This is a genomic window from Arthrobacter zhaoxinii, from assembly GCF_024385505.1.
Lineage (GTDB): Bacteria > Actinomycetota > Actinomycetes > Actinomycetales > Micrococcaceae > Arthrobacter_B > Arthrobacter_B zhaoxinii.
On sequence record NZ_JANFLT010000006.1, the window covers coordinates 85,494 to 106,445 of the forward strand.

A 20,952-nucleotide genomic window follows, 5' to 3' on the forward strand; every position below is an offset into this window, starting at 1 on the left:
AACAGCCCCCGGACGGGCTTAAGCTGGAACGTGCAGATATCGGAGGAACAAACATGAGCATGGAAGGCGCAGCGTGGGGTTCGCTGATGCAGATCTCCCGCGCCAAGGGCGGCGACGGCAAGATCTCGCGGGACACGCTGAAACGGATTGTACGCTTCGCTGCTCCCTATCGGACCCGGCTCCTTGGCTTCGTGCTGTTGTCGGTGGTGGGCGCGTTCCTGGCCGTGGCCACACCGGTCCTGGCCGGCGAGGTGGTCAACTCGATCGTGGCCGGAACAGCCCCCGCAGTGGTGATCCGGCTCGCCCTGCTGATTGCCGCCGTCGCCGTCGCTGATGCGGCCGTTTCCCTCGCCACGCGCTGGTTTTCCTCGCGCATCGGCGAAAGCGTCATCCTGGACCTGCGCACGGCCGTGTTCGACCACGTCCAGAAGATGCCCATCGCCTTCTTCACGCGTACCCGGACGGGCGCCCTGGTCAGCCGGCTCAACAATGACGTAATCGGTGCCCAGCAGGCTTTCAGCGGGACCCTTTCCGGCGTGGTGAGCAACGTCGTCGCCCTGATTCTGACCCTGATCGTGATGCTCGGAACCTCGTGGCAGGTGACCGTGCTGGCCATGCTGCTGCTGCCGGTGTTCCTGCTGCCGGCCCGGCGGATGGGCGGCCGGCTTGCCGCACTCCGGCGGGAGGCCGCCAACCACAACGCGTCCATGGGCACGCAGATGACCGAGCGGTTCTCCGCACCCGGCGCCACCCTGGTCAAGCTGTTCGGCCGGCCCGACGCCGAATCGCGGGAGTTCGCGCTGCGTGCCTCCCGGGTGCGGGACATCGGCGTGAAGATGGCCATGATGCAGGCCGTCTTCGTGACGGCCCTGACCCTGGTGTCCGCGCTGGCGCTGGCCCTGGTCTACGGGCTGGGCGGTTATCTGGCGCTTCAGGGCAGCCTGAACACGGGCGACGTCGTGACCCTGGCGCTGCTGCTCACCCGCCTGTATGCGCCGCTGACCTCCCTGGCCAACGCACGCGTGGAGATCATGAGTGCCGTGGTGAGTTTCGAGCGCGTCTTCGAGATCCTGGACCTGCGCCCGCTGATCCGTGAAAAGGAATCTCCGGCACCGGTGCCGGCGGGACCGCTGAGCGTAGAGTTCGACGACGTCCGGTTCGCGTACCCCACCGCGGACAAGGTGTCCCTCGCGTCCCTGGAGGAGGTGGCCGTCCTAGACAACCGCGGCGGCGAGGACGTCCTCCACGGAGTGTCCTTCCGGGTTGAACCCGGGCAGACCGTCGCCCTGGTCGGAACCTCGGGAGCAGGGAAGTCCACCATCGCGCAGCTGCTGGCACGCCTGTACGACGTCGATTCGGGGGCCGTGCGCTTCTCCGGCACCGATGTGCGGGACCTGAGTTTTGCCGGCATCCGGCAGGCCCTGGGCATGGTGACCCAGGACGGGCACCTGTTCCACGAGACCATCCGTGCCAACTTGCTGCTCGCGCGCCCGGAGGCCGGCGAGGACGAGGTCTGGGATGCCCTCCGCCGGGCCCGGCTGGAGGATATGGTCCGGTCGCTGCCGGACGGTCTGGAAACGCTGGTGGGGGAGCGGGGCTACCGGCTGTCCGGAGGCGAACGCCAGCGCATGACCATTGCCCGGCTGCTGCTGGCCCAGCCGCGGATCGTGATCCTGGACGAAGCCACCGCCGCACTGGATTCCACCTCCGAGGCAGCGGTCCAGGCGGCCCTGGGCGAGGCCTTGGAAGGACGGACCGCCGTCGTGATTGCGCACCGGCTCTCCACCATCCGCAACGCGGACCGCATCCTGGTGATCGAGGGCGGGCGGATTGCCGAACAGGGAACGCACACGCAGCTGCTTGCACGGGGCGGGCGTTACGCAGAGCTGTACAACACCCAGTTCGCGCCCGAGCCGGCGGACGCAGTGGAATAACAGCTTCTTCACTGAACCGGGGGTCCGGTTAAAGAAAAAAGTGCCCCCGGCCGGAATCGAACCGACGACCTGCCCTTTAGGAGAGGGCCGCTCTATCCTACTGAGCTACGAGGGCGGACCGCCGGGTTACCGGCGGGCGGTACCAGCTTACCCGTTTCTCCCGGTGCGCGGGTGCAGCCCCTCCGGTGCGGCGCCGTCTGCGGGCACCGCGGTGCCGCCGGCCTGCTGGGCCGAAATGTGCCGGTCATAGCTCTCGCGGATGGACTGCATAAAGCCCAGGATGGTGCGCAGCTCCGTTTCCGAATACCGGGACATGACCTCGTCGGTGAGGGCGCCCAACGGGCCGAAGTAGGCGCCGGCCAGCTGCATGGCCAGCGGTTCGAAGTGCAGGGTGACCTTCCGCCGGTCCGCATGGCTGCGGTTGCGGTGGATATGGCCGATGCGTTCCAGCCGGTCGATGACGGCGGTGGTGGCCCCCGAGGAGGTGCCCAGCCGGGCGCTGAGCTGACCGGCGGTGAGGGCCTCATGCCGCATCTCGGCCTCCATGATGAGCACCAGGGCGCGCATGTCCGTGGCGTTGAGGCCGTTTGAATGCGCAAAAGCGTCCGCGACACGCTGCCCGTCCAGGCTCATGCCGCGCAGTGCGTCGACGATATCCCGTCGTAGCTCTTTGTCCTCCACAGCCCAATAGTAACTGGGAATTGAAGTATCTCTATATCTGAGATACTTTCGAGCAGAGATACTTTAGACGGCTGGGAGAAGCACATGTACGCAGGGATAGTGAAGAACGCCAAGACGGCGTGGATCACGCTGCTGATCGGGGTGGCCGTCATCATCGGCCTGTTCGCCCTGCCCGCACAGGAAAACGACACCACCGGCGTGGGCGGGCTGAATGACAAGTACCAGTCAGCCCAGGTTGCCGAACTGCTCGAGGAGTTCCCGGACGCGCAGGAATCCTCCGCGATTGTGGTGGTCTCCCGCGAAGACGGCGAACCGCTGACTGACGCGGACACCGCCGGCATCGCCGGGATCAACGCGGCGGCTGCGGAGGCCGGCGCCTCAGGCCCGCCGCCGCAGGTTCCGCCGGTGGTTTCGGACAACAGGCTCGTGGCGATTGTTCCGCTGACACTGCAGGCCGCCGCCGACGACGGCGACGCCGTGTCCGCGGAGGTCGAAAAGCTGCGGGACGCCGTGTCCGAGGCAGCGCCGGAGGGCGTCCGGGCGGAACTGACCGGCGGGGCCGCCTTCAGTGCCGACCTGGCCGGGGTGTTCTCCGGAGCCAACTTTGTGCTGCTGACCGTTACTGCCGGCGTCGTTGCCGTGCTGCTGCTGATCACCTACCGTTCGCCGTGGCTCTGGATCGTGCCCCTGGCCATTGTCGGCGCTATTGAACAGCTGGCCGCCAAGGTGGTGGACCTGCTGGCTCCGGTCACCGGAATCACCGTGGATCCCTCCGCCGTCGGCATTACCAGCGTCCTGGTCTTCGGCGCGGCCACCAACTATGCACTGCTGCTGATTGCCCGCTACCGGGAGGAACTGCGCGTCCACGACTCGGTGTACGAGGCGATGCGCAAGGCCCTGACCCGGACCCGGGAGGCCATCATTGCCAGCGGCGGCACCGTGATCCTGGCACTGCTCACGCTGTTGTTCACCGACACCCAGAGCTACCGCGGCCTCGGTTTCTCCGCCGCCATCGGCATTGTGCTGGCCATCTTCAGCGCCCTGTTCCTGCTGCCGGTTGCCCTGGTGCTGCTGGGCCGCAGGCTCTTCTGGCCGTTCGTGCCCAAGGTGGGGGATCCGGCCAAGGAAGGCAAGTTCTGGGGCCGCCTGGGTGAAGCCACCGCACGCCGCCCCAAGACCATCGCCGGCACCGCCGTCGTGGTCCTGCTGGCCCTGGGCAGCGCGCTGTTCACCCTGCAGATCGGGCTGAGCGAAAACGAACAGTTCCGCGAGAAGCCGCAGGCGGTCACCGCGGCCGAGACCCTGTCCGAAGGCTTCCCCGCCGGCTCCTCCTCGCCCGTCACCGTCCTGGTGGATACGGACACCGCGGGTGACGCCGTCGCCCAGCTGTCCGGCATCGAAGGCGTCACTGCCGCCACCCCCGGAACCGAGCATGACGGCCGCACCCGGGTGGAACTGATCACCGGCTACGAGGCCGGCACCGACGAAGCCAACACCTTCATCACCGACCTGCGCGCGGACCTCGCCGATGAGGATTATGAGGCTCTGGTAGGCGGGGAAGCCGCAGAGCGGGTGGACCAGCTGTCCGCGAACCAGCACGACACGGTCCTGGTGGTGACCTCGGTGATCGTCCTGGTGTTCCTGGTCCTGATGATCCTGCTGCGCTCCCTGGTGGCGCCGGTGCTGCTGGTTGCCTCGGTGCTGCTGACCTTCCTGGCCGCCACCGGGCTGAGCTGGCTGGTGTTCGAGAATGTCTTGGACTTCCCGGCCATGGATGTGCAGACGCTGCTCTACTCCTTCCTGTTCCTGGTGGCCCTGGGTGTGGACTACAACATCTTCCTGACCACCCGGGCACGGGAAAACGCGGTGTCCATGGGTACGAAGCAGGGCATGCTGGCAGCACTGCGCTCCACCGGCGGCGTGATCACCAGCGCCGGGATCCTGCTGGCGGCTGTGTTCGCGGTGCTCGGCGTGCTGCCGCTGGTGACCCTGACCCAGGTGGGCATCATCGTGGCGATCGGCGTCCTGTTCGACACCCTCCTGGTACGGACCGTGGTGGTCCCGGCCCTAACCTTTGTCCTGGGCGACAAGTTCTGGTGGCCGTCCAACCCGGCGGGTAAAGACGGCCACCACGGACGCCACGAGGCTAAGCCCGAGCAGGATCCAGCGGGCGACGGTCAGCGCACCGGCCAGGGCGGCATCACCGCCCGTTAGCTCGGCGGCACCGAGGACGTTGTCAATGGCAATGTTTTCCCACAGATCGGCCACCACGAAGAGGATCGGCGCACTGAAGAGCACCCAGCGCAGCGTCCGGCGCTGGGTGCTCAGCCCGATGATCAGCAGCCAGGTCATGCCGAAGACCAAGGGAAACAGGGTGCCTGCGGTCTTGTGCACATAGCTGAGCCGGCCGAGGGCGTCTGCGTCCATCGCAGCGCGCAGGGCGGCCAGATGGTCCTGGCCGTAGCCGAAGACCAGGGAATCGGGCATGGCCAGGCCGTCCGCAAGCTGGCTCAGCTGGCCGAGCACCATCAGGTGCAGGTACCAGAACAGGAACAACGTTGTCACCACCCCGGCAATGACAATCAGCCCGGGGCTGCTCTTCCCCTGCGGGCCCGTCCCCGGGCCGGCTTCCGTTGCCCCCGGACTGCCCGTGCGGGGAGAGCCTGCGGATGGTCCGTGTTTGGCGGCGCGCTGCGCGGCGGTTTTTCCCATAGGTACAGTATGGCCGCACCCCTCCCGCGTCCTGCGCCGCCGCCGGTGCCCGCCTGTCCCGCGCGGAGACGGACGGCTAGGCTGGGAATTATGACTGCCGATGCGCGCCCCGAAGATCTCGCCCTGGCCGCCGAGCTGGTCCGGGAGGCCGGGCAGCTTGCCCTCCGGATGCGGGCCGAAGGGCTGACCGCGAGCGAAAAAACCTCGGTGTCCGACGTCGTTACCGCCGCGGACCGCGAGGCCGAGGCCCTGGTGGTGGCCAGGCTGCGCGAACTGCGCCCCGACGACGGAATCGTGGGGGAGGAGGGGGCCAGCCACCGTGGCACCTCCGGCAGGTCCTGGGTCATCGACCCGGTGGACGGCACGTACAACTTCTTCGCCGGATCCACCTACTGGTGTTCGGCGATCGCGCTGCGGACCGAGCCCGGTCCGCACGAAACGCCCGGAGATCCCGATGTGCTGCTTGGTGCCATCTACCAGCCGCAGGAAGACCGGCTGTGGATCGGCGGCAAAGGCTCAGCGGCCACGCTCAACGGCTCGTTGATTGCGCCGCCGGCGGACGAACCGCTGGACCGCCTGTCGGCCGGAACCTACATCCATCCCACCTGGCTGCTGCGCCCCGAGGTGTCCGGACCCTGGACGGCGGCGGCCTCCCGTGCCGCGACCATCCGGATGATGGGATCAGGCTCCTGTGATCTTGCCCGTGTGGCCACCGGCCAGTCCGGTGCCTGGTTCCAGCACAGCTGCCCGGAATGGGACTGGCTGCCGGGCAAGGCCATAGTTCGAGCCGCCGGCGGCAGCACCGCCGTCGTCGAAGTAAACGGCTTCCGCTGGCACATTGCCGGGACCGCCTCGGCCGTGCGGGAAATCCACGGCGCGCTGACCTCCAACTGAACCGGAAGGGGGCCGCCGGGGGCGCCCGGTTCGATGCTCGCCGGAATGTCGGCCGCAGCGCCTAGACTTAAAGCCATCATGGACTATCTCTTTGATCCACTCTTCCCCGCACCCCGCAAGAACGAACCGGCGCCCGCCCCCACGGCACCGCATGCCGACACTGCCCGGCGGGGCTCCTCCTACGCGGATGAAAGCCGTGCCGCGGACCTGCTGCAGGGACTGAACCCGCAGCAGGAGGAAGCGGTGAAGCACGCCGGCCCGCCGCTGCTGATTGTTGCAGGCGCCGGGTCCGGCAAGACCCGGGTGCTCAGCCACCGGATCGCCTACCTGCTCGCCACCGGACGCTCCAACCCGGGACAGATCCTGGCCATCACGTTCACCAACAAGGCCGCCGCCGAAATGCGTGAGCGCATTGAAAACCTGGTGGGCGGCGTCGCCAAGACCATGTGGATCTCCACCTTCCACTCCTCCTGCGTGCGGATCCTGCGCCGGGAAGCCAAGACCGTGGGGATGAACTCGAACTTCTCCATCTACGACTCCGCTGATTCGCTGCGCCTGATCACCCTGGTGGCCAAGGGGCTGGACCTGGACCCGAAGCGCTTCACGCCGAAGTCCATCATGCACAAGATCTCCGCCCTGAAGAACGAACTCATCGACGAAGAGTCCTACGCGGAATCGGCCAACTACGCCGATCCCTTCGAGCAGGCCGTCGCGGATGTCTACAAGGGCTACGCGCAGCGGATGCGCCAGGCCAATGCCATGGACTTCGACGATCTGATCGCCCAGACCGTGTTTATGTTCCGTGCCTTCCCCGGCGTGGCCGAGTACTACCGGCGGCGCTTCCGGCACATCCTCGTGGACGAATACCAGGACACCAACCACGCGCAGTACGCCCTGGTCCGCGAGCTGGTGGGCAGCGACGACGACGCGCTGGACCTCCCCCCGGCCGAACTCACCGTCGTGGGCGACTCCGACCAGTCCATTTACGCCTTCCGCGGTGCGGACGTCCGGAACATCAATGACTTCGAAAAGGACTACCCGAACGCGCGGACCATCCTGCTGGAACAGAACTACCGCTCCACGCAGACCATCCTCAACGCCGCCAACGCGGTGATCTCCCGCAACCCCAACCGGCCGGAAAAGCGGCTCTGGACCGCTGAGGGCGACGGCGAAAAGATCATCGGCTACGTGGGCGAGAACGAACACGAGGAAGCCCGCTTCATCGCCGAGGAGATCGACCGGCTGCAGGACGAGGAAAACCTGCGCCCCGGCGACGTCGCCGTGTTCTACCGGACCAACGCCCAGTCCCGTTCCCTCGAAGACGTGCTGGTGCGCGTGGGCCTGCCCTACAAGGTGGTCGGCGGGACCCGGTTCTACGAACGCAAGGAAATCAAGGACGCGCTGGCGTACCTGCGCGTGCTGGTGAACTCGGACGACGTCGTAAACCTGCGCCGGATCCTCAACGAACCCAAGCGCGGCATCGGCGACCGCGCCGAATACTCCGTGGCTGCCCTGGCCGAACGCGAACGGATCTCCTTCATGGCCGCCCTGCGCCGTGCCGAAGAGGCTCCCGGACTGGCGACCCGTTCGCTGAACGCGGTCAACGGCTTCGTGAAACTCATCGATGACCTCGCCGAGGTCGCCAGCGGGTCCGGCGCGTCTGCGGCACTGGAAGCAGTGCTGGAACAGACCGGCTACCTGGCCCAGCTGCGCTCCAGCAATGACCCGCAGGACGAGTCCCGGGTGGAGAACCTGGCCGAGCTGGTGGCCGTGGTCCGGGAATACGAACGGGACAATCCCGAGGGATCCCTCGGCGAGTTCCTGGAACAGGTCTCCCTGGTGGCGGACGCCGATTCCATTCCCGATGCCCCTGGCGGCTCGGCCGAGGAAGTCGCCGCCGCCGTTGAGGAATCCCGCCGGCAGGGCGTGGTCACCCTGATGACCCTGCACACCGCCAAGGGACTGGAATTCCCGGTGGTCTTCCTGACAGGCATGGAACAGGGCCTGTTCCCGCACCAGCGCTCCGCCACGGACCCGGCCGAACTGGCCGAGGAACGGCGCCTGGCCTACGTGGGCCTGACCCGTGCACGGCAGCGCCTCTACCTCACCCGGTCCGAAGTCCGCAGCATGTGGGGCCAGAGCCAGTACAACCCGGCCAGCCAGTTCGTGGGCGAAGTGCCGCCGGAGCTGATCGAATGGAAGCGCGAGGGGATGGACCGTCCCACCTGGGGCGGCGGCGGCAGCATCACCTCCAGTCGCTACGGCGGCTCCTCCTGGGGTGCCGGATCACCCATGGGGACCGGCGGCAGCACCGCCAACTCCCCGGTTGCCAAGGCCATCGGCCGCGTGCAGCCGCAGAAGGAAGTAGTGTCCGTGGCGGCCGGGGACAGGGTCAACCACACATCGTTCGGCTCCGGCACCGTGCTCGCGGTTGAAGGAAGCGGAGATAAGACCGTGGCCAAGGTGAAGTTCGACGTCGGTGAAAAGCGCCTGCTGCTGCGGTACGCGCCGCTGGTCAAGGAGGGGTGAGAAGGAACTTTTTTCATAACCCAAAGCGGGCATCTTCTACAAACGATAGAACTGTGTCCTTTACCACTAAAGGGGTAGTCTGGGATCGGCGTTCAGCCCTAAGGGACTAAAGTTCCTCGTGGGGCAGACCGGCCGGATGCATCTGCCCTGCGATCGAAAATGATCGTATGTAAACCTACTTCGACGTAGAAGGACACTAGCCCGTGGACCTGTTTGAATATCAGGCGCGCGATATGTTTGAGGCGCACGGTGTACCCGTGCTTGCCGGAATCGTGGCGCACACTCCTGAAGAAGCCAAAGCTGCTGCTGAGAAGATCGGCGGCGTTGTAGTCGTCAAGGCGCAGGTCAAGGTTGGTGGCCGAGGCAAGGCCGGCGGCGTGAAGGTTGCCAAGACTGCCGATGAAGCTTTCGAGCACGCATCCAACATCCTCGGCATGGACATCAAGGGTCACACCGTTAACACGGTGATGATTGCCCAGGGTGCCGACATCGCTGAGGAATACTACTTCTCGGTCCTGCTGGACCGAGCAAACCGCAATTACCTGGCCATGTGCTCGGTTGAGGGCGGCATGGAGATCGAGCAGCTGGCCGTGGAGCGTCCCGACGCCCTGGCCCGCGTTGCCGTTGATCCCGCCGTCGGCATCGACTCCGCCAAGGCTGCAGAGATCGTCGACGCCGCCGGGTTCGCCCCCGAGCTGCGCGAAGGCGTTATGAACGCCATCATCAAGCTGTGGGATGTCTTCACCAAGGAAGACGCCACTCTCGTTGAGGTCAACCCGCTGGTGAAGACCGGCAACGGTGAGATCCTCGCCCTTGACGGCAAGGTCTCCCTGGACGAAAACGCCGACTTCCGCCAGCCCGGCCACGCCGCGCTGGAAGACAAGGACGCAGCGGATCCGCTCGAGGCCAAGGCCAAGGAAAACGACCTTAACTACGTCAAGCTGGACGGCGAAGTAGGCATCATCGGCAACGGTGCCGGCCTGGTAATGTCCACGCTCGACGTCGTTGCCTACGCCGGCGAAAAGCACGGCAATGTAAAGCCCGCGAACTTCCTGGACATCGGCGGCGGCGCCTCCGCTTCCGTCATGGCTGCCGGTCTGGACGTCATCCTGAATGACTCCCAGGTGAAGTCCGTCTTCGTGAACGTCTTCGGCGGCATCACCGCCTGTGACGCCGTGGCCAACGGCATCGTCAAGGCCCTGGAAATCCTGGGCGACGAAGCCAACAAGCCGCTGGTTGTCCGTCTCGACGGCAATAACGTCGAAGAAGGCCGCCGCATCCTTGCCGAGGCCAACCACCCGCTGGTCACGCTGGCCACCACCATGGACGAAGGCGCCGATAAGGCTGCCGAGCTCGCTTACGCCGCTCGCTGACCCAGAGCCTGTCGAACCTTTAGAAAGAGAATCCCCTTATGTCTATCTTTTTGAACAAGGACTCCAAGGTCATCGTTCAGGGCATCACCGGCGGCGAAGGAACCAAACACACCGCCCTGATGCTCAAGGCCGGTACCCAGGTTGTCGGCGGCGTTAACGCCCGCAAGGCCGGTACCACGGTCACCCACGGCGACGTGGAACTGCCCGTCTTCGGTACCGTCACCGAGGCCATGGACAAGACCAACGCAGACGTCTCCATCGTCTTCGTGCCGCCGGCCTTCACGAAGGACGCCGTCATGGAAGCGATCGACGCCGGCATCGGCCTCGTCGTGGTCATCACTGAAGGTGTGCCCGTGCAGGATTCCGCCGAGTTCTGGGCCCACGCCCAGTCCAAGGTGGACGCCGACGGCAACCAGGTCACGCGCATTATCGGCCCGAACTGCCCCGGCATCATCACCCCCGGCGAAGCACTGGTGGGCATCACCCCCAACAACATCACCGGCAAGGGTCCGATCGGCCTGGTCTCCAAGTCCGGCACCCTGACCTACCAGATGATGTACGAGCTGCGCGACCTCGGCTTCTCCACCGCCATCGGCATCGGCGGCGACCCGGTCATCGGCACCACCCACATCGATGCACTTGCTGCCTTCGAAGCGGATCCCGAAACCAAGGCCATCGTGATGATCGGTGAAATCGGCGGCGACGCCGAAGAGCGTGCCGCAGAGTTCATCAAGGCCAATGTCACGAAGCCGGTCGTCGGCTACGTGGCCGGCTTCACGGCTCCCGAAGGCAAGACCATGGGCCACGCCGGCGCCATTGTCTCCGGTTCCGCCGGAACCGCACAGGCCAAGAAGGAAGCCCTCGAGGCTGCCGGCGTCAAGGTCGGCAAGACGCCGTCCGAGACCGCCACGCTGCTGCGCGAAGTTTACGCAGCTCTCTAGGTCCGTACCTGCACGCCCCCGTCCACCGGAACCATGTGGTGGACGGGGGTTTTGTGCGTCCCAGAAGAAAGACGGAAATGTCCACCTCAGTTTCACACGGCGCGGCCCGGGCCCCGAAGGCCGGCCAGCACCGACGGGCGCTGCGCCGCGCTTCCTGGATCGTCACCCTCGGCGGTTTCCTGTTCGGTTATGACACCGGCGTCATTAACGGCGCCCTGCCCTACATGCAGGACGATCTGGGACTCACCCCGTTTACCGAGGGCCTGATCACCTCCAGCCTGCTCTTCGGCGCGGCCTTCGGCGGAGCTATCTCCGGGAAATTGACGGACAGGTTCGGCCGGCGCCGGATCCTCACGGCCCTCGCCGTCGTCTTCCTGCTGGGTACCCTCGGCACCTCCCTTGCCCCGACGATCGCCGTGATGGTCCTGTCCCGGATTGTGCTCGGCCTGGCCGTGGGCGGCGCCTCGGCGCTCGTCCCTGTGTTCCTCGCCGAGCTTGCCCCCGCGGAACGCCGCGGACAGATGGTGACGCGGGACCAGCTGATGATTGTGACGGGCCAATTGGTCGCCTTTGTCGCCAACGCCGTCATCGGCAACATCTGGGGTGAGGACCAGGGCGTGTGGCGCTGGATGCTGGTCGTGGCCACCCTGCCGGCCATTGCCCTGTGGATCGGCATCGCGTTTGTTCCGGAAAGTCCCCGCTGGCTCGCCTCGAAGGGTCGTTTTGCGGAAACCCTCGCCGCCCTCCAGCGGATCCGCAGCGCCAACGACGCCCAGGCCGAATACAGCGAGGTGCGCGGCCTGGCGGAAAAGGAGTCCGCGGAGGCAGGCACGCTGCGCGACTTCGCCGTGCCCTGGCTGCGGCGGGTCCTGCTGATCGGTATGGGACTGTCCATCGTCCAGCAGATCACCGGCGTGAACGCGATCATGTACTACGGCACGCAGATCCTGGCCGACGCCGGTTTCGGCACCGAAGCGGCACTCACGGCCAACATCGCCAACGGTGTGGTGTCCGTGGCGGCTGCGATCGTCGGCATCTGGCTGCTGGGCCGCGTCCGCCGCCGGCACATGCTGATGACGGGGCTGATCGGTACCGGGTCTTCGTTGCTGCTGATCGGGCTGGTGTCGATCTTCGTCACCGAAGGCACTGTCCGCGGCTACCTCATCCTGGCCCTGACTGTCACGTTCCTGGCCTTCCAGCAGGGTGCAGTTTCCCCGGTGACCTGGCTGATGCTCTCGGAGATCTTCCCGCTGAAGGTCCGCGGCCTCGGTATCGGCCTGTCGGTCTTCGTGCAGTGGATGACCAACTTCGCCGTCGGGTTCTCCTTCCCGGTCCTGATGGACGCCATCGGCATCTCGAAGACCTTCTTCATCTTCGTGGTGCTGGGACTGCTGGCGCTGGCCTTTGTCCGTCGCTTTGTCCCGGAGACCATGGGGCAGAGCCTCGAGCAGGTGGAAGAGCAGCTCCGCGCAGCCGGCACCAAGTAGGAGTTTCCTCAGCACACGAAAAAAGGGAACCTGCCGCGGGCAGGTTCCCTTTCTTCGTTGGACGGCTTCTGGGGAGTCGCTAGGGGATTGCCGGGTAGTTCGCCACCGTCGGTACGGTGACCGACGCGGTGAAGCTGGTTAACGCGGTTGCTTTCGGCAGGGCGTAGACGGAGGTGGCGGGCGTGATCTGCAGGACCAGCCGGGTGTTGGGCCCGGCGGTATAGGAGACCTCTTCCAGCGGGAGGGTCAGGGTGTGCTCCTTCCCGTCCAGGATCACCGGAACCGGGGTGACCTGATTGCCCAGCACCAGGGAGGACCGGGACCGGTCAATGATCTGGGCATAGACATGGGTGTTCGCCTGCCGGGCGGAACCGCGGTAAGTGAGCGTCAGCTGCGGGGCACCGTAGACCGATGTCGTCACCGTGGGTGCGCTGATGGGGACATTAACTGCCACCGGTGCGACGGCGGCCGCCACGACGGCACCGCTCACGGCAGCGGGGGAGAGGATGATTGATCCTCTTCCTGCACCGGACAGGGCCCCGGTGGCCTGCGGGTAACCCGGAGCTCCCCGGGTCACGCCGGCCTGGTCGATGAACTGGAACGCAGCACCGGTGTCCACCGGCTCGTTCCGCAGATAGCGGGCAAACCAGTTCAGCACCGCGGGGGTGATCCGGTCCGGCCCGGCAACGGAGTTGCACAACCCGTGGCCGCCGCAGAACTGCAGCATTTTGGTAGGTGTGCCGGTGCCGCGGATGAGCTCATAGTTGCGCCGGGCCTCGTCGAGGGTAAAGAGCGTATCCGCGGTGCCCTGAATGATCAGGGTGGGGGCGGTAATCGAGGTGAACAGGCTGTCCGGGGTGAGGGACTCGAAGTAGGCGATGGATGCGGCGCTGAGCTGGTTAGGGTAGGTCAGGCCTTCCTGGCAGGCCTTGCGGACCGGGGCCGCGAGGGCACCCTGGTTGCCCACGAGGGATCCCAGCTGTCCCAGCGCCGTTCCTTCGGCGCAGAGCAGGGCGCCCCAGCCGGTCTTGAAGGAACCGGCCTTGTACAGGCTGGTGGTCAGGTCATTCCAGGCGATGGTGGGAGTGATGGCGTCCACGCGCTGGTCCTGCGAGGCGAGGACAAACTGGATGCCGCCGCCGTAAGATGCACCGGCCATGCCGAGGACGGGGTCGCCGGGGGAATCCAGGCTGGCTTCGGGCTGGGCAGCGATGTAGTCGATGATGGCGGAGCCGTCCCGGCCTTCGTAGGCGGGGTTGTTGACGTAGGCTTCGCCGCCGCTGAGCCCGAAGCCGCGCGGATCCCAGGTCACCACGTTGTAGCCGGCGTCCCGCAGGGGAGCGATGCCGATGGAGCCGATCAGCGTGCTGGTGGAAGACAGCGGGATGCGCCCTCCGGGCAGTCCGAACCCGGGCCCCACCATCACGGTGGGTGCCTTTTGTCCGGCGGCAAGGCCGGTGGCCGGGAAAAAGTTCGTGTGGATGGGGGTGCCGTCGAAGCTGGTGATGACGACGTCGGTGCGGATGGCGGGTGCAGGCGCAGCGATAGCCGGTGCCGCCGGTGCTGCGACGGCGGGTGCGGCGGCCAGTGACGAGCCCAGAAGTGTGGCGGACACCGCCAAAATGCCCAGATGTTTCCTCATAATGACCTCATTGTCTGCGGAAAAAGTGCGAGTGGTTACCGGGCGGTAACCTTCCGCAGATTATGAGGAAGTGGAGGAGGTGCACAAGGTTGCAGGGAACATTCGGGTTGTCGGAGACGATCTTGGCCGGTATCTATTGCTCCAGAAAGGTTTCACGGCTAGGCGGCCCGCGATACCGGCCGGGCTGCCTCACGGGGCGGTTTGCGAGACCTCGTTGTACATGGAAGGGTCGCTCGAGCACTCACTGGTGAAAAGGAGCGACTGCTGAAGGGAATTGGACCAGTACTTAGTCCGGCCGCCGTCGTCTGTCTCGGCCGTGACCGTCCAGGTCGCCTGCGGTGGATCACCTGGTTCCGGCTGGAACTCAGCAGTGATGGTCATGCCCCTGCTCTCAAAATACGCCCGCATCTGCTCACGGGCTCCTTCAGGGTCCTGGGGAGGGGGACCAAAGACGTGCTGTTCCATGTGCCACGGACCCGTGCTGCCATCAGCACCCTCGCAGGGGCCGGGATAGAGCACCTGATCATCTTCGAGGGACCAAGATGTGCCGTCACCGAGCTTCCAGCCTTCGGCTCCGGCGGCCAGGATTACTGCGTCCGAAGACGCCAGGAACTCGTCGTAGATCTCCCGGGACGTCCGATGGGTGTCCGGCATTCCCGCCGAGACGCTGTCGGATTGGGGTTCCATCTGATCAGTCCTTTCGGTGCAGGCCGTGGTTACGGCTGGGGATAGGACTAGCAGAAATCCTATTCCGAGAAGCCTTGCGGAATTCACGGATCGGGGGCGGTGATCTGGGCTCCGGGATTCATCATGGTTCATTTTCCGACGCTCCCTTCCATGAGTTGCTTTCCTTCGCCGGTGGTTGCCATGACGATACCGCGGAGGCTGCTGGAATCCACTTTGAGGTGCTCAGCGGCAACGAACTCGTCTACGCCCGCTGATCCGAGGTATACCGCAGAGTTAGCGGATAGAGGGTTTGGCCGAGGGCCTTGGTGGTCCTGCCGGTCCCGTAGGAGTGTCGCTCATCACTTCGGGCAGGCCCGGCGTTTCGTAACCCATATAGGCTGAGACGGCCTGATTGCTGCCCGTGGACGCTTTTTGCTCGCGCGCCAGAAGCAGTGCGTTGTCGACCAGATCCCCATATGGGTGGAGTAACTGTTCATGCCGGGGACAAGGTAGCCATGCGGAAGCACAGAAAGATGAAGCACAGAAAAATGCAGGAAGGTCCCCGCACGGTTCGTGCGGGGACCTTCCTGCATTAACTGCTGCCTTTTGTTAAAGGCTTTGGGAATTCCTGCTCCTGGTTATTTGCGTTCCGGCGCAGCGTTTACCCGTGCTGCGGTTTCCGGGCCGTCGTCGTGCTCGGTGGTGTGCAGATCGAAGGAGGAACCGTGTTCCTCCACGCCGGACTGGATAGCCCGGTCCACCACGGAAACGGCAAGCCGGCGCCGCAGCGAGAGCGGGTCCTTGGCCAGGTCCTTGGCGAGGGCGATGGTCATCAGCAGCATGACCACGGCAAAGGGCAGCGCGGCCACAATGGTGATCCGCTGCAGGCCGTCCAGCGCCTCGGCAGGGTCATCACCGCCGGCCAGCATCATTACCGCCGCCACGGCGCCGGTGAGGACACCCCAGAAGACCACGACGCCGCGGGACGGGTGCTCGGCCCCGTTGGAGCTCAGCGACGCCATGATGATGGACGCCGAATCCGCTCCGGTGACGAAGAAGATGGCCACCAGGACCATGGCAAGGATGCCCACCGCGGCGGCCAGGAGGTTCGGCATGGGGAGGGCTGCGATCAGATCGAACAGCGAGCCGTCGAAATCAATGGTGGGTTCGCCGTCGACCATCGTGGTGAGTCCGGGCGTACCGTTGGCTTCCGCTTCGCGCTGAATGCCGATCGCGGCGCCGCCGAAGATGGAGAACCAGACCACGCTGACTACGAAAGGAACTGCCAGGACGCCGGTGACGAACTGGCGGATGGTGCGGCCGCGGCTGATGCGGGCGATGAACATACCGACGAACGGCGTCCAGGACAGCCACCAGGCCCAGTAGAAGATCGTCCAGCTGGAAAGCCAGGCGCGCATGGATTCGTCGCCTGAGACCTCGGTGCGGGAGGCCATGGACGCCATGTTGGCGGCGTAGTCCCCGATGGCTGCCGGGATGACGTTGAGGATGAAGAGCGTCGGCCCGACAACAAAAACGATGGCGGCCAGGACCACAGCGAGGACCATGTTGATGTTGGACAGCCACTGGATGCCGCGGGAGATGCCGGAAACCGCGGACGCCACGAAGCAACCGGTGAGGATCGCGACGATCGCGACCAGAACCGTGGTTCCCGCGGTCCCGAGGAAACCAACGGACTGCAGGCCGCTGCCGATCTGCAGGGCGCCGAGGCCCAGCGAAGCGGCGGTACCGAACAGGGTCGCGAAGATGGCGAAGATGTTCAGCACCTTGCCCAACGGTCCCTCTACCCGCTTCACGCCGAAGAGTGAGGTGAAGGCCGAGGAAATCAGCTGGCGGCGGCCGAGGCGGTAGGTGCCGTAGGCCATGGCAATGCCGACAACGGCGTACATGGCCCACGGATGCAGGCCCCAGTGGAATAGTGACGTACCCATGGCGGTCTGCAGGGCCTCAGGGGTCTGGCCGTCAACGGTGCCGGGGGGAGGGGAGATGTAGTAGAACAGGGGCTCGGCCGCGCCGTAGAACATCAGGCCGATGCCCATGCCGGCGGCGAACATCATTGAGATCCAGGAAACCGTCTTAAACTGCGGTTCCTCGCCGTCCTGGCCCAGGGGAATCCTGCCGTAGCGTCCCACAGCCAGCCAGATCACGTAGACCACGAGGAACGAGGCAAGGAGCACAAAGAACCAGCCAGCGTTCGTGATGACCCAGTCCAGTGCCGTCGAGGAGACGGAGGCCAGGCTGTCTGTCCCGAAGAAGCCCCAGGCAATGAAGGCGATTGCAAGGACACCGGTGACGGCGAAGATCACTCTGTCGAGCTTCGCCGGCACGCCGCGGGTGAGTGCCGCTTCCTGCTCCCGCTGCCCCTCGAGCATTTGCTGGACGAGTTCGTGCTCCTGCTCCACGATGGGCATGGATGACGTCGAGGGATCTTCCGTTGCCACGGAGGAGTGGGTGGAGGCGGGAACCGGGGCGACGGGGTCAGCCGCATGCCTTCCGGCGTCGCGCGGTGGACCTTCTGTGGTAGCCATAGGCCTTCCTTATGTCAGCATGTCAGCGCAAAAGGGCCCGAGTCCTCGTTGAAGGATCCGGGCAGGCAGAATGGCAGCCACTCTTTATTTGAGCGTGTGGCGGACGGTACACCGCCCGCCGGAATCGATAAAGTAACGCTGCCTAGCTTCTGCGTCCCTTTACATAATTCGCGAGTGTTAGTTCCAGACTCGCGGCCTGCGGCGGATCAAGTCAAATTGGGCAACGGTGCTGTGTTTTAGGCCACGGACGCTGAACCGAGGCTGGGGGCTGCCCCGGCCGGACCCCCTAAAGTGCCGTTGTACCGAAGATCATGCCCAGCAGATATGTGGCACCGGCAGCACCCAGGCCGATCGCCAGCTGGCGCAGCGCCCGCTTGAGCGGGGAGGCTCCGGAGAGCAGGCCGACGACGGCGCCGGTCGTCAGCAGCGCCAGGCCCACCAGGACGCAGGAGAGGACGACGGCGGTCATCCCGGTCAGGCCGAACAGATAGGGGAGTACCGGAACCACCGCTCCGGAGGCGAAGAAGCAGAAGCTGGATGCCGCAGCGCCCAAACCGGTGCCTACGGACTCGTGCTCGTCGCGGTTTTCGTCGGCGTCGGCTTCGGGGTTGAGGGAGAAGCTCGGGTCGCAGTCGCAGGTGAACAGGCCCATCCGTTCCGCGGCACGGTGCTCGGCCGCTTCCTTGCTCATGCCACGCGCCCGGTAAACCAGCACCAGCTCGTTGGCGTCAATGTCCAGGGACTTCGCCGCAGAAAGCGTGATCTGGGTGGGCCGGGAGGCATCCAGGAGTTCGCGCTGGGACCGGACCGAAACATATTCGCCTGCGCCCATGGACAACGCGCCGGACAGCAGGCCGGCCAGGCCGCTGATCAGGATGAAGGTGCTGGACACGCCGGTGGCGCCGATGCCCATGATGAGGGCGAGGTTACTGACCAGCCCGTCATTGGCGCCGAACACTGCCGCCCGGAAGTTCCCCGACAACCGGGTCCGTCCCCGGGTGGCCAGCCCGCGGATGACTTCTTCGTGGATTTGCTCATCGGCCGCCATCGCACTGGTGGCGTTGGGATCCTGGGCGTAGGGGGAGCGCCCCTCGGCGCGCTGCGCCAGTGCCAGCACGAATACTGAGCCGAAGCGGCGGGCCAGCAGCCCGAGAACCCGGTTACGGAAGGAAGCGCGCGTCCCGCGGCCGGCGTCGTCGCCCAAGAGGGTCCGCCAGTGCTCCTCATGCCTTCCCTCGGCTTCCGCCAGCGCCAGGAGGATGTCACGTTCTTCACCGTCGCGGCGTTCCGCCAGATAACGGTAGGTGGCGGCTTCGGCCTGCTCATCGGCCAAGTACTGCCGCCAGCGCTTTAGGTCGGCGTTGGACGGCAAGGCGGGGTCGCTGGATGAAGGCTCCGGCGGGGAATCGGAATTCACGGTGCTCCTGACAGGGACCGGAAACGGGGGAATCCGGTCAGTTAACAAACAACTCTTCTGACCGAAGGTCTCGCTCGCCCGCGGCTGGTGCCGGCGGGTGGACTGCCGGGACGCCGCAGCGTCCAGTATGTCGACAGGCCTCGGTGGACGGACCATCACAGGTCGTACCGGAGCTACTCCCCTTCGCGTACCCAGTGTAGTTGAATCCCGCGGCGGAGCCCGCCGGAACCCGTCGGATCCTCCTGATCCAGCGGATATCACCTTGGGTCCCTAAGTACCCTGACTTTTTGTCTCTGACGGGCAGGCGCTACAGTCAGATCGTGAGCAAAAACTTCCCTCTTACGGATCCGGACCGCCCATGGACCCGCCACTACAGCGAGGGAGTTCTGGAAGGCTTCAGCCTCCCGGACGAGTCCCTCGTTGACGTGGTGGAGAACTCGGTCCGCAAATACCGGTCAAAGCCCGCCCTGCAGTTTTTTGGTGCCACCACCTCTTATGAGGAGCTGGGTGATCAGATCCGCCGTGCCGCGGCAGGATTACTGAAGCTTGGCGTCCGCAAGGGCGACCGGGTGGCGCTCGTGCTGCCCAACTCGCCCCAGCATGTGGTCGCGTTCTACGCGGTGCTGCGGCTCGGTGCAGTGGTCGTGGAGCACAACCCGCTCTACACGGACCGTGAACTGCGGCACCAGTTCGAGGACCACGGTGCCACCGTTGCCGTGGTCTGGGACAAGGTAGTGGAGAACATCCAGAAGCTGCCGGGGGACATTCCGGTCCGCAGCATCGTCTCAGTGGAATTGATCCCGGCCATGCCGCTGGTCAACCGGCTGGCGCTGAAGCTGCCGATTCCTGCCCTTCGCGCGGCGCGTGCGGCACTGTCCGCCGAGAAGCGTCCGCCCCGGCACCCACGGAAGCTCGTCCGGTGGCAGGACCTCTTGGACAACCGTCCGCTGCGCAAGCGTTATCCCCGGCCGGAGCCCGCGGACCTGGCCGCCATCCAGTACACCAGCGGAACCACGGCCGATCCCAAAGGCGCGATGCTCACGCACGCGAACCTTGTGGCCAACACCGCGCAGGGACGGGCCTGGGTCCCGGGCCTGCGGCCCGGACACGAAACCTTCTACGCCGTGCTGCCCATGTTCCACGCGTACGGGCTGACCCTGTGCCTCACCACCGCCATGAGCCTGGGCGCCCAGGTGGTGCTGTTCCCCAAGTTTGACGTGGACATGACGCTCAAGGCCATGAAGAAGACCCCGGCCACCTTCCTCCCCGCTGTGCCGCCGATTTACGAGCGTTTGGCCGAAGCCGCCAAGGAACAGAACATTTCCCTCAAAGGCGTCCGGTCCGCAATTTCCGGTGCCATGAACCTCCCGCCCCGAACGGTCGAAATCTGGGAAGAAGCCACCGGCGGCCTCCTGATCGAAGGCTACGGCCTGACCGAAACGTCTCCGATCGCCCTGGGCAACCCGTTCGCCAAGTCGCGGAAACCGGGAACGGTGGGCGTTCCCTTCCCACTGACCGATATCCGGGTCGTGGATCCCGAGCATCCGACCGTCGAGGTGCCCCAGGGCCAGCGGGGTGAACTGCTGATCAAGGGCCCGCAGGTCTTTGGCGGCTACTGGAACAAGCCACGCGAAACCGAGGCGGTACTGCTCGACGGCGGCTGGTTCCGGACCGGGGACATTGTCACCGTGGACGAGGACGGCTTTGTCAGCATCGTGGACCGGATCAAGGAGCTGATCATTACCGGCGGCTTCAACGTTTCCCCGTCCGAGGTGGAAGCCGCCCTGAAGCGCCATGAATCCGTGGACGACGTCGCCGTCGTCGGCCTGCTCCGTTCAGGCGGGGGAGAGGAAGTGGTTGCGGCCGTAGTACCGAAGGCAGGCACCCGGTTCAACGCCGAGGAACTGCGGGCCTACGTGCGCAAGGAACTGGCAGCCTACAAGGTGCCGCGCCGGATCGTGGAAATCCAGGAACTGCCGAAGTCCCTGATCGGCAAGGTCCTGCGCCGCCATGTGCGTGACAGCCTGCAGAACAGCCAGACCGGTTCCGAGACCCCGAGCGCGCCGGCGGACGGTGCCGGTGACTCCATTTCCCCCACTGACCTCCAGAACAAGCCCTGAGCAGGAAAGA

Annotated in this window: 13 protein-coding genes, 1 tRNA gene and 1 pseudogene; 8 read left to right on the top strand and 7 right to left on the bottom strand. The window is 65.5% G+C overall.

What is annotated here, in order from left to right:
* The first annotated feature begins 53 nt into the window (after positions 1 to 53).
* Positions 54 to 1,934 carry an ABC transporter ATP-binding protein gene (locus NNX37_RS11905; protein WP_255792962.1) on the top strand — a complete coding sequence of 627 codons (1,881 nt, stop codon included), beginning with the start codon at positions 54 to 56 and terminating at the stop codon, positions 1,932 to 1,934.
* 41 nt (positions 1,935 to 1,975) lie between these two features.
* On the opposite strand, the gene NNX37_RS11910 is transcribed toward NNX37_RS11905, so the two are convergent.
* Both NNX37_RS11910 and NNX37_RS11915 read right to left on the bottom strand, forming a co-directional pair.
* Positions 1,976 to 2,049 (bottom strand) — tRNA-Arg (locus tag NNX37_RS11910).
* Positions 2,050 to 2,081: 32 nt separating this feature from the next.
* A complete protein-coding gene (locus tag NNX37_RS11915; protein ID WP_255792963.1) occupies positions 2,082 to 2,615 on the bottom strand; it encodes a MarR family winged helix-turn-helix transcriptional regulator in 534 nt (177 codons plus the stop codon).
* An 84-nt stretch (positions 2,616 to 2,699) separates the two neighbouring features.
* Here NNX37_RS11915 and NNX37_RS11920 point away from each other — a divergent pair.
* A pseudogene (locus NNX37_RS11920) lies at positions 2,700 to 4,661 on the top strand (MMPL family transporter); the annotation flags it as partial.
* Positions 4,662 to 4,682: 21 nt separating this feature from the next.
* Here the strand turns inward: NNX37_RS11920 and NNX37_RS11925 are convergent.
* The gene (locus NNX37_RS11925) at positions 4,683 to 5,327 is read right to left on the bottom strand and encodes a hypothetical protein (RefSeq protein WP_255792964.1); all 645 of its coding nucleotides are present in this window, start codon (positions 5,325 to 5,327) and stop codon (positions 4,683 to 4,685) included.
* Between the two features lie 90 nt (positions 5,328 to 5,417).
* On the opposite strand from NNX37_RS11925, the gene NNX37_RS11930 reads away from it, so the two are divergent.
* The 5 genes from NNX37_RS11930 to NNX37_RS11950 all read left to right on the top strand — a co-directional run bounded on the left by NNX37_RS11930 (position 5,418) and on the right by NNX37_RS11950 (position 12,551).
* On the top strand, positions 5,418 to 6,221 hold the full coding sequence (locus NNX37_RS11930) for an inositol monophosphatase family protein (RefSeq protein ID WP_255792965.1): 804 nt from the start codon (positions 5,418 to 5,420) through the stop codon (positions 6,219 to 6,221).
* A gap of 78 nt (positions 6,222 to 6,299) precedes the next feature.
* The gene (pcrA, locus tag NNX37_RS11935) at positions 6,300 to 8,750 is read left to right on the top strand and encodes a DNA helicase PcrA (protein ID WP_255792966.1); all 2,451 of its coding nucleotides are present in this window, start codon (positions 6,300 to 6,302) and stop codon (positions 8,748 to 8,750) included.
* Between the two features lie 203 nt (positions 8,751 to 8,953).
* The gene (sucC, locus tag NNX37_RS11940; protein ID WP_255792967.1) at positions 8,954 to 10,123 is read left to right on the top strand and encodes an ADP-forming succinate--CoA ligase subunit beta; all 1,170 of its coding nucleotides are present in this window, start codon (positions 8,954 to 8,956) and stop codon (positions 10,121 to 10,123) included.
* A 38-nt stretch (positions 10,124 to 10,161) separates the two neighbouring features.
* Entirely contained in the window at positions 10,162 to 11,064 is a 903-nt protein-coding gene (gene sucD, locus NNX37_RS11945; protein ID WP_227926711.1) for a succinate--CoA ligase subunit alpha, read from the top strand.
* A 77-nt stretch (positions 11,065 to 11,141) separates the two neighbouring features.
* Positions 11,142 to 12,551 (top strand): sugar porter family MFS transporter, encoded by a 1,410-nt coding sequence (locus NNX37_RS11950; RefSeq protein WP_255792968.1) that lies wholly within the window; start codon positions 11,142 to 11,144, stop codon positions 12,549 to 12,551.
* A gap of 79 nt (positions 12,552 to 12,630) precedes the next feature.
* Here NNX37_RS11950 and NNX37_RS11955 read toward each other — a convergent pair whose 3' ends face one another.
* The 4 genes from NNX37_RS11955 to NNX37_RS11970 all read right to left on the bottom strand — a co-directional run bounded on the left by NNX37_RS11955 (position 12,631) and on the right by NNX37_RS11970 (position 18,822).
* A complete protein-coding gene (locus NNX37_RS11955; protein WP_255792969.1) occupies positions 12,631 to 14,193 on the bottom strand; it encodes an alpha/beta hydrolase in 1,563 nt (520 codons plus the stop codon).
* A gap of 189 nt (positions 14,194 to 14,382) precedes the next feature.
* Positions 14,383 to 14,880, bottom strand: a complete 498-nt coding sequence (locus tag NNX37_RS11960) for a hypothetical protein (RefSeq protein ID WP_255792970.1) — start codon at positions 14,878 to 14,880, stop codon at positions 14,383 to 14,385.
* Positions 14,881 to 15,497: 617 nt separating this feature from the next.
* Positions 15,498 to 17,249: a BCCT family transporter gene (locus NNX37_RS11965; RefSeq protein ID WP_255793517.1), complete on the bottom strand. Its 1,752-nt coding sequence runs from the start codon at positions 17,247 to 17,249 to the stop codon at positions 15,498 to 15,500.
* Between the two features lie 442 nt (positions 17,250 to 17,691).
* Positions 17,692 to 18,822, bottom strand: a complete 1,131-nt coding sequence (locus NNX37_RS11970; protein WP_255792972.1) for a VIT1/CCC1 transporter family protein — start codon at positions 18,820 to 18,822, stop codon at positions 17,692 to 17,694.
* Between the two features lie 320 nt (positions 18,823 to 19,142).
* Between NNX37_RS11970 and NNX37_RS11975 the strand changes: the two genes are divergently transcribed.
* Positions 19,143 to 20,942, top strand: coding sequence for a long-chain-fatty-acid--CoA ligase (locus NNX37_RS11975; RefSeq protein WP_255792973.1), 1,800 nt, complete (start codon positions 19,143 to 19,145; stop codon positions 20,940 to 20,942).
* Positions 20,943 to 20,952: the final 10 nt, after the last annotated feature.

What these genes read in the sequence shown, in the direction of transcription:
- NNX37_RS11950 (WP_255792968.1), top strand. Translation starts at nt 11,142, where the DNA reads ATGTCCACCTCAGTTTCACACGGCGCGGCCCGGGCCCCGAAGGCCGGC.
- NNX37_RS11905 (WP_255792962.1), top strand. Translation starts at nt 54, where the DNA reads ATGAGCATGGAAGGCGCAGCGTGGGGTTCGCTGATGCAGATCTCCCGC.
- NNX37_RS11955 (WP_255792969.1), bottom strand. Translation starts at nt 14,193, where the DNA reads ATGAGGAAACATCTGGGCATTTTGGCGGTGTCCGCCACACTTCTGGGC.
- sucD (WP_227926711.1), top strand. Translation starts at nt 10,162, where the DNA reads ATGTCTATCTTTTTGAACAAGGACTCCAAGGTCATCGTTCAGGGCATC.
- NNX37_RS11930 (WP_255792965.1), top strand. Translation starts at nt 5,418, where the DNA reads ATGACTGCCGATGCGCGCCCCGAAGATCTCGCCCTGGCCGCCGAGCTG.
- NNX37_RS11965 (WP_255793517.1), bottom strand. Translation starts at nt 17,249, where the DNA reads ATGCTCGAGGGGCAGCGGGAGCAGGAAGCGGCACTCACCCGCGGCGTG.
- NNX37_RS11925 (WP_255792964.1), bottom strand. Translation starts at nt 5,327, where the DNA reads ATGGGAAAAACCGCCGCGCAGCGCGCCGCCAAACACGGACCATCCGCA.
- NNX37_RS11960 (WP_255792970.1), bottom strand. Translation starts at nt 14,880, where the DNA reads ATGGAACCCCAATCCGACAGCGTCTCGGCGGGAATGCCGGACACCCAT.
- pcrA (WP_255792966.1), top strand. Translation starts at nt 6,300, where the DNA reads ATGGACTATCTCTTTGATCCACTCTTCCCCGCACCCCGCAAGAACGAA.